This window comes from Scleromatobacter humisilvae, assembly GCF_023231945.1.
GTDB classification, from domain to species: Bacteria; Pseudomonadota; Gammaproteobacteria; order Burkholderiales; family Burkholderiaceae_C; genus Scleromatobacter; species Scleromatobacter humisilvae.
The window spans coordinates 49,788-57,463 of the sequence record NZ_JAJLJH010000017.1 but is presented as its reverse complement, the minus strand read 5'-3'; the positions used below and the strand labels follow the sequence as shown (position 1 = coordinate 57,463).

General features: G+C 67.7%; 7 protein-coding genes. 1 reads left to right on the top strand and 6 read right to left on the bottom strand.

Annotated elements, in window-relative coordinates; translation table 11 throughout:
- The 4 genes from LPC04_RS28425 to chvE all read right to left on the bottom strand — a co-directional run.
- Positions 1–195, bottom strand: a 195-nt coding sequence (locus tag LPC04_RS28425) for a hypothetical protein (protein WP_420854784.1), incomplete at its 3' end; no start/stop codon positions are given.
- Between the two features lie 139 nt (positions 196–334).
- The gene (mmsB, locus tag LPC04_RS28420) at positions 335–1,531 is read right to left on the bottom strand and encodes a multiple monosaccharide ABC transporter permease (protein WP_275685715.1); all 1,197 of its coding nucleotides are present in this window, start codon (positions 1,529–1,531) and stop codon (positions 335–337) included.
- A 102-nt stretch (positions 1,532–1,633) separates the two neighbouring features.
- Complete coding sequence (gene mmsA, locus LPC04_RS28415) at positions 1,634–3,154, bottom strand: multiple monosaccharide ABC transporter ATP-binding protein (RefSeq protein WP_275685716.1); 1,521 nt, start codon at positions 3,152–3,154, stop codon at positions 1,634–1,636.
- Between the two features lie 91 nt (positions 3,155–3,245).
- Positions 3,246–4,331 carry a multiple monosaccharide ABC transporter substrate-binding protein gene (gene chvE, locus LPC04_RS28410; protein ID WP_420854783.1) on the bottom strand — a complete coding sequence of 362 codons (1,086 nt, stop codon included), beginning with the start codon at positions 4,329–4,331 and terminating at the stop codon, positions 3,246–3,248.
- 187 nt (positions 4,332–4,518) lie between these two features.
- Here chvE and LPC04_RS28405 point away from each other — a divergent pair, with 187 nt between their 5' ends.
- On the top strand, positions 4,519–5,490 hold the full coding sequence (locus tag LPC04_RS28405) for a LysR family transcriptional regulator (protein ID WP_275685713.1): 972 nt from the start codon (positions 4,519–4,521) through the stop codon (positions 5,488–5,490).
- Here the strand turns inward: LPC04_RS28405 and LPC04_RS28400 are convergent.
- Both LPC04_RS28400 and LPC04_RS28395 read right to left on the bottom strand, forming a co-directional pair.
- Positions 5,454–6,818 carry a tetratricopeptide repeat protein gene (locus tag LPC04_RS28400; protein ID WP_275685712.1) on the bottom strand — a complete coding sequence of 455 codons (1,365 nt, stop codon included), beginning with the start codon at positions 6,816–6,818 and terminating at the stop codon, positions 5,454–5,456. The genes LPC04_RS28405 and LPC04_RS28400 overlap by 37 nt on opposite strands.
- A 66-nt stretch (positions 6,819–6,884) precedes the next feature.
- Complete coding sequence (locus LPC04_RS28395) at positions 6,885–7,610, bottom strand: hypothetical protein (protein ID WP_275685711.1); 726 nt, start codon at positions 7,608–7,610, stop codon at positions 6,885–6,887.
- Positions 7,611–7,676 lie beyond the last annotated feature (66 nt).

Below are 7,676 nucleotides of genomic sequence, written 5' to 3'. Positions count from 1 at the left end.
GCACTCGTTGCCGAGGCGGTACTTGAACTCGCCGATGCCGTAGCACTGGCGCGACTTGCCAGAGACGCTGGTGGCCGCGGGGCCGCCGCGCATGTAGCCGGTCCAGTCGACCGCGTGGGCGGAGACGCCGACTAGCGCCGCGGCGCAGGCGATGGCCGTGCGAACGACGGCCGGGGTGCGAAGTGTGGTGGTCATGGTTTGTCTCCTGAACGGCTTTTGAAATCGCAAGGCAAGGCTTCGCCCTGCGCGGGAAATACCAACGCAAACTGCGCGCTGTGGACAGCGCTTTCTCAACCAGAAAATGCGGGCGTCCGATCGATGCCGGACGCTCCCCTTATTTGTTCTTGTTGTAGACGTCGACGCAGACGGCGGCCAGCAGGACGATGCCCTTGATCACCTGTTGGTAATCGATGCCGATGCCAAGGATGGACATGCCGTTGTTCATCACACCCATCACGAACGCGCCGATGACAGCGCCGAGAACCTTGCCGACACCGCCGGACGCCGATGCGCCGCCAATGAAGCATGCCGCAATCACGTCCAGTTCGAAACCCACACCTGCCTTCGGCGTTGCGGTATTGAGACGCGCGGCGAAGACCAGCCCCGCGAGCGCGGCCAGCGCGCCCATGTTGACGAAGGTGAGAAACGCGAGCCGCTCCGTCTTGATGCCCGACAGCCGCGCCGCCTTCGCGTTGCCGCCGAGCGCGTAGATGCGCCGGCCGACGGTGGTGCGCCGCGTGACGAAGTCGTACACGAGCATCAGCGCGAACATCACGATCAGCACGTTGGGCAGGCCCTTGTACGACGCCAGCATCCAGCAGAACCAGACGATCACCGCCGCGAACGCGATGTTCTTGGCGAGGAAGAACGCCGCCGGCTCCTCCTCCATCGCGTGCCTGACGTGCCCCGCGCGCTCGCGCAGCTTCAGCACGAACAGCGCGGCCGCGACGATCGCGCCCAGCACCAGCGAGCTGATGCGCAGCGTCTGGCCGTTGAAGAAGTCGGGGATGAAGCCCGAGCTGAGCAGCTGGAAGGCGTCGGGGAAAGGCCCCACCGACTGCCCCTGCAGCAGCGCCAGCGCCAGGCCCTTGAACACGAGCATGCCCGCGAGCGTGACGATGAACGACGGGATCCTGAGATACGCGACGAACCAGCCCTGCGCGCCGCCGATCACGGCGCCCGTGATCATGCACACCGCGGACGCCGCGACGAAGTTCCAGTTGTAGTTGACCATCAGCACCGCGGCCAGGGCGCCGATGAAGCCGCTCACCGAGCCCACCGACAGGTCGATGTGGCCGGCCACGATCACCAGCAGCATGCCCAGCGCCATGATGACGATGTAGCTGTTCTGCAGGATCAGGTTGGTCAGGTTCAGCGGCTTGAGCAGCGTGCCGTCGGTCATGTACTGGAAGAACGCCATGATCGCCACGAGCGACAGCAGCATGCCGTACTCGCGGATGTTGTTCTTCAGGAATCCGCCGTAGCTGCGCGCGGGTGCCGGCGGCGACGCCTCGGGCGTCTGGGGAATCATCTTTTCTTCCATGACAGTCATAGGTTGTCCCTCCGCCTTGCGGCTTCGGGGCGAGCGCCTTCGGGCGGCCGTGCGTCGCTCATGATGCTGCGCGCGCCTCGTTCACGCCAAGCCTTGTTTGACGATCGCCCGCATGATCTTCTCCTGCGACGCCTCGGCCGCCGCGAATTCGCCGACGAAGCGGCCCTCGTTCATGACGTAGATGCGGTCGCACATGCCCAGCAGTTCAGGCATCTCCGACGAAATCATCAGGATGCATTTGCCCTCGTCGGCCAGCGCCGCCATGATCGAGTAGATCTCGAACTTCGCGCCGACGTCGATGCCGCGCGTCGGCTCGTCCAGGATCAGCAGCTCGGGCCTGGAGAACAGCCACTTGCCCAGCACCACCTTCTGCTGGTTGCCGCCCGACAGGTTGACCGTCTGCTGCATCACGCTGGCGCAGCGGATGTTCAACTTGCGCCGGTAGTCGGCCGCCGCGGCGAACTCGGCGCCGCCGTCGATCACGCCGGCCGAGGACACCGCCTTCAGGTTGGCCAGGCTGATGTTGTGGCGGATGTCGTCCTCCAGCAGCAGCCCGAGGCTCTTGCGATCCTCGGTGACGTAGGCGATGCCATGGCCGATGGCCTTCTGGATCGTCGACACGTCGATGGGCTCGCCGTGCTTGCGCACCTCGCCGCGGATGCGCTGGCCGTAGGCGCGCCCGAACACGCTCATCGCGAGCTCGGTGCGCCCGGCGCCCATCAGCCCCGCGATGCCGACGATCTCGCCGCGCTTGATCTTCAGGTCGACGCCCTTGACGACGTCGCGGTCGGCGTGCGCCGGATGCGCGACATGCCAGTCCTTGACTTCGAACACGGTCTCCCCCGCCCCGGGCGCGAGACGCGTGCGTGGCGGATAGCGGTCGGCCAGCTCGCGGCCGACCATCGCGCGGATGATCTGATCCTCGCTGACCGCATCGGCCTTGCAATCGAGCGACTGCACCGTCGAGCCGTCGCGCAGCACGGTGATCGAATCGGCCACGCGCGAGATCTCGTTCAACTTGTGCGAGATCAGGATGCAGGCGATGCCCTGCGCCCTGAACTCGAGCAGCAGGTCCAGCAGCGCCTGGCTGTCGTGCTCGTTCAGGCTGGCGGTGGGCTCGTCGAGGATCAGCAGCCGCACGCGCTTGGCGAGCGCCTTCGCGATCTCCACGAGCTGCTGCTTGCCGACGCCGAGATTGGTGATCAGCGTGGCCGGCGACTCCTTCAGTCCGACCTTGGCCAGCAGCTCGCGCGTGCGGCGCGTGCCCTCGGCCCAGTCGATGACCCCGAAGCGCTGCGGCTCGTTGCCGAGGAAGATGTTCTCGGCGATCGACAGCAGCGGCACCAGCGCCAGCTCCTGGTGGATGATGATGATGCCGATGGCCTCGCTGTCGGCGATGCCCTTGAAGTGGCGCGGCGCGCCTTCGAAGCGGATCTCGCCGTCGTAGCTGCCGTGCGGATAGACGCCGCTGAGCACCTTCATCAGCGTCGACTTGCCCGCGCCGTTCTCGCCGACGATCGCGTGGATCTCGCCGGCGCGCACCGTCAGGTCGACGTTGTCGAGCGCGACGACGCCGGGGAACGTCTTGCGGATGCCGCGCATCTCGAGGATGGCCGTCCCGGCCGGCGGCGGAGCGGCGGCCGGGACTTCCTCGCGTTGGAGGGTTTCGGTCATGTGGGCCGAAGGGGTCGCGTTACTTGATCTGGCTTTCCTTGTAGTAGCCCGAGTCGATCAGGACGTGGTGCCAGTTCGACTTGTCCACCAGCACCGGCTTGAGCAGGTACGACGGCACGATCTTGATGCCGTTGTTGTAGGTCTTGGTGTCGTTGATCTCGGGCGTCTTGCCGCCCAGCACCGCATCGACCATGCCGGCCGTGACCTTGGCGAGCTCGCGCGTGTCCTTGAAGATCGTCGTGGTCTGCTCGCCCGCGAGGATGGACTTGACCGACGGCACTTCCGCGTCCTGGCCCGTGACCACCGGCATCGCGACGCCGCCCTTGCCGTAGCCGACGCCCTTGAGCGACGACAGGATGCCGATCGACAGGCCGTCGTACGGCGACAGCACCGCGTCGACGTGCGCGCCGTTGTAGTACGCGGACAGCAGGTTGTCCATGCGGGCCTGCGCCACGGCGCCGTCCCAGCGCAGCGTCGAGACCTTGTCCATGCCCAGCTGCTTGGAGCGCACCACCAGCTTGCCGGAATCGATGTACGGCTTGAGCACCGACATCGCGCCGTTGTAGAAGAAGAACGCGTTGTTGTCGTCCGGCGAGCCGCCGAACAGCTCGATGTTGAACGGGCCCTTGGCCGTCTTCAGCTTGAGCGCGTCGACGATCGAATCGGCCTGCAGCACGCCGACCTGGAAGTTGTCGAACGTGGCGTAGTAGTCGACGTTCTTCGAGCCCTTGATCAAGCGGTCGTAGGCGATGATCTTGACGCCCTTGTCGGCTGCCTTCTGCAGCACGTTGGACAGCGTGGTGCCGTCGATCGACGCGATCACCAGCACCTTGTCGCCCTTGGTGACCATGTTCTCGATCTGCGCGAGCTGGTTCGGGATGTCGTCCTCGGCGTACTGCAGGTCGGTCTTGTAGCCGCGCGCCTGCAGCACCTTGACCATGTTGTCGCCGTCGGCGATCCAGCGGGCGGACGACTTCGTCGGCATCGCGATGCCCACGGTGCCCTTGTCCTGCGCCGAGGCACCGAAGGTCACGACGCCCAGGGCCACGGCGGCCAGCACTGTCTTGAGGAATTTCACGTCTTGTCTCCAATAGTCGGCCGTCATCGGCTCGGGTTTTCGATCATCTTCGGCTCGGTCCGCGTCCCGTCCGCGCAAGACCGCGACAGGCGCAGGGACAGCCTTCGATGGCCGCGATGGTACGAATGGCTGGGATAACTGCCTAATAGATTTTTGGCGTCTTGCCATATACATTCGGGCATCGATCAACGCACGATCTCGTGCATCCGCAGACATGTCCACCGCCGACACCCACTGGTTCATCCGCGCCCGCCTGAAGACGCGGCAGCTGCTTCTCCTCGTGGCGATGGAGGAAGAAGGCAACATCCACGGCGCCGCGCAGGTGCTCAACATGACGCAGCCGGCCGCCTCGAAGCTGCTGAAGGACCTCGAGGACATGCTTGAAGTGAAGCTGTTCGACCGGCTCCCGCGTGGCGTCCGCCCAACGTGGTACGGGGAAACCATGATTCGCCACGCGCGCATGGCGCTGGCCAGCCTGAGCCAGGCGCACGAGGAGATCGACGCGCTCAAGGCCGGCCGCTTCGGCTCGGTCAGCATCGGCACGATCACCGCGCCGGCGATCACGCTGCTGCCGGAGGCCGTGTCGCAGGTCAAGGCGGCGCATCCGTCGCTGCGCGTGGGGCTGCAGGTCGAGACCAGCGACGTGCTGATCGACCGCCTCGCCCAGGGCAAGCTGGACATGGTGATCGGCCGCCTGTTCGCCCGCCACGACAAGAGCGACCTGCGCTACGAGGCGCTGGTCGAGGAGCCGATCGCCGCCGTCGTGCGCACCGGCCATCCGCTCATGGAGCACACCAGCCTGACGCTGGCCGATCTCGCGATGGCCGGCTGGATCGTGCCGCCCGCGGGCAGCGTGCTGCGGCATCGCTTCGAGCTGATGTTCCAGGAGGAGGGCCTGCCCGCGCCGAACGACCTGATCGAGACGACCGCGCTGCTGTTCATGACCAAGATGCTGGAGCAGAGCGACCTCATCGGCGTGGTGGCGTCCGACGTCGCCTTGTACTACCAGGAGCACGGCCTGGTCGCGATCCTGCCGGTGGAGCTGCCGTGCAAGATGGACGCGTTCGGCCTGATCACGCGCACCGACCGCCTGCTGGCGCCGGCGGCGCAGGTGATGCTGCGCGCGATCAAGGCGGTCGCGCACGACGTCTACGGCAGCACGCTGACGATCGACGAGCTGGGCTGACGCGCGACCACCAGCCAGCCCCGCACGGGCTGCTTGTTTTCCTCGCGCAGCACCGCCTCGACCGGTTCGTCGACGCGCAGTCCCGCGGCCTCGAACACGCGTCGCGCGTGCGCACCGTCGTGCGCGTAGCGGCCGTGATCCTGCAGCTTGTACGGCACGCCCTCGCCCGCAGCCAGCGCCTCGAGCGTGAACACCAGCGTGCCGCCCGCGCGCAGCGCGCCGTGCACGGCTTGGGCAACCTGGCGCAGCTCGCCGAAGTAGTTCAGCGTGTCGGCGGAGACGACCAGGTCGAACGCGCCCGGATGCTCGCGCAGGAATGCCGTCAGCTCGGCCTTGCACAGCTCGTCGTAGACCTGGCGTGCGCTCGCGCGCTCCAGCATCGCGGCGGACAGGTCGCAGCCGACAAGGCGCGCCGCCCACGGCCGCAGCAGCGGGCCGCACAGGCCGGTGCCGCAGCCGATGTCGGCCACGGCCAGCGTGCCCGCCGGTGCGGGCAGCGCCGCGGCGACCGCGCCGGCGACCACCTGTGGCGCGCGGTAGTGCAGGCTGGCGAGCTTGTCGTCGAAGGTGGCGGCGAAGCCGTCGAAGACCTTCTCGACGTACGCGTCGCTCGCCCGTTCGGGCGCGCCCTCGCCGGTGCACGCGGCCAGGTGATGCTGAACGTACGGGTTGCCGGGCTCCTGCGCGAGCCAGGCGCGCAGGATGGCGACGGCCTGCGCGGTCGCGCCATTCAGGAGCAGCAGCTGCATGTAGATCTGGCGCCGCTGCTGGCCCGGCGGCAGCAGCTGCATCGCGCGCAGCGCCGCTTCGGTGCCGGGCTCGACGCGGCCGTCCAGGATCATTGCGAGCGCGAGGTTGTGCGTCGCCGGGCCGTGATCCGGATCCAGCGCCAGCGCGTTGCGGCAGGCGCGCTCGCTGCCCGCGAGATCGCCGTGCTTGCGCAGGATGCGCGCGAGATTGGACCACGCGTGCGCCGACGGCACGAGCTCGAGGCTGCGCCGGAACGCGTCGCCGGCCTCGTCGATCCGATCCAGGCGCATCAACACGTTGCCGAGGTTGTTCCAGACGCCGTCGGCCTCGGGCTGGAACTCGAGCAGGCGCCGCATCAACTCGGCGGCCTGCGCCAGCTCGCCGCGCTGGTGCTTGAGGATGCCGAGGTAGTTGAGCACCTCGACGCGCTCGGGATGGCGCTGCAGCACCGCCTCGTAGATAGGCTCGGCGCGGTCGAGGTCGCCGGCCTGGTGGCCCTGCACGGCATAGGCCAGCGCCTCCTCCAGCGTCATCGTCACTTCCCGCGCGGCGGTCGTCAGATCGGGCTCGGCGTTCATCGGTGCTCCTGGTTGGGTCGCACTATGCGCGCGGCCGGCGTCCGGCGCCATCCCGAGTGCGCGCGATCAGGCGTCGCCGAAGTGCAGGTAGCCGCGATAGTTCGGGTTCAGCCGCAGCAGCTCCGAGCGCTCGATCACCGTGGGCCGCCACAGCTGCTCGCCGACGGAAGGCGCCGATGCCGGCAGCCGCAGGCCCGAGCCGGCGAGGCGCGCGAGGCCGATCGCCGAGAACACGTTGGCCGGATACAGGCCGCGCACAGCGCCGGCGCGCACGTCCATCTCCGGCACCAGCCAGTCGGCACGGCCGCCGTCGACCTCGATCTCCTTGCCGAAGAAGCCGCGCTGGATCGCCGCTTCGGACACCGGATTGAAGTCGGGTCCCAGCGCACGTGCGTAGCCGTAGTGCATGCGGTGTTGCAGCAGCAGGCGCAGCAGCTTGTCCTGCGCGGCGTCGGAGGCCGGGGGCAGCAGCGCGAAGATCTCGAAGGCCCGCGCGCGGTCGCCCACCGACGCGCCCTCGGCCTCGAAGCTGCAGATCACCTCGCCGGACTCGTCGCGCACCGACAGCGCGTCGAGCTGCGCCGGCTTCATCTTGGCCAGCGCGCGCCGCAGCGAGGACATCTGCTGCGTGTAGCCGTGGTTGATCGAGCCCTCGAGCGGCACGAACGACGTCGACGCGAGCACCTGGTCGACCAGCGCGAGCAGCTCGCCCGCGGGACCATCCTCGCCGAAAGGTGAACACCAGGCACGCACCAGCGTGACGCTGGCCCGTTTCCTGCCAAAGAAAACCATCGAGGCGCCCTCGCGCGGCAGTTGCTGACGCGAGGGATTGTCCCCGACAACGCGGGGTCGCTCGTA

Coding starts and splice junctions, on each gene's coding strand:
- LPC04_RS28400 (WP_275685712.1), bottom strand. CDS start 6,818: ATGAACGCCGAGCCCGATCTGACGACCGCCGCGCGGGAAGTGACGATG.
- chvE (WP_420854783.1), bottom strand. CDS start 4,331: ATGACGGCCGACTATTGGAGACAAGACGTGAAATTCCTCAAGACAGTG.
- mmsA (WP_275685716.1), bottom strand. CDS start 3,154: ATGCGCGGCATCCGCAAGACGTTCCCCGGCGTCGTCGCGCTCGACAAC.
- LPC04_RS28405 (WP_275685713.1), top strand. CDS start 4,519: ATGTCCACCGCCGACACCCACTGGTTCATCCGCGCCCGCCTGAAGACG.
- LPC04_RS28395 (WP_275685711.1), bottom strand. CDS start 7,610: ATGGTTTTCTTTGGCAGGAAACGGGCCAGCGTCACGCTGGTGCGTGCC.
- mmsB (WP_275685715.1), bottom strand. CDS start 1,531: ATGATTCCCCAGACGCCCGAGGCGTCGCCGCCGGCACCCGCGCGCAGC.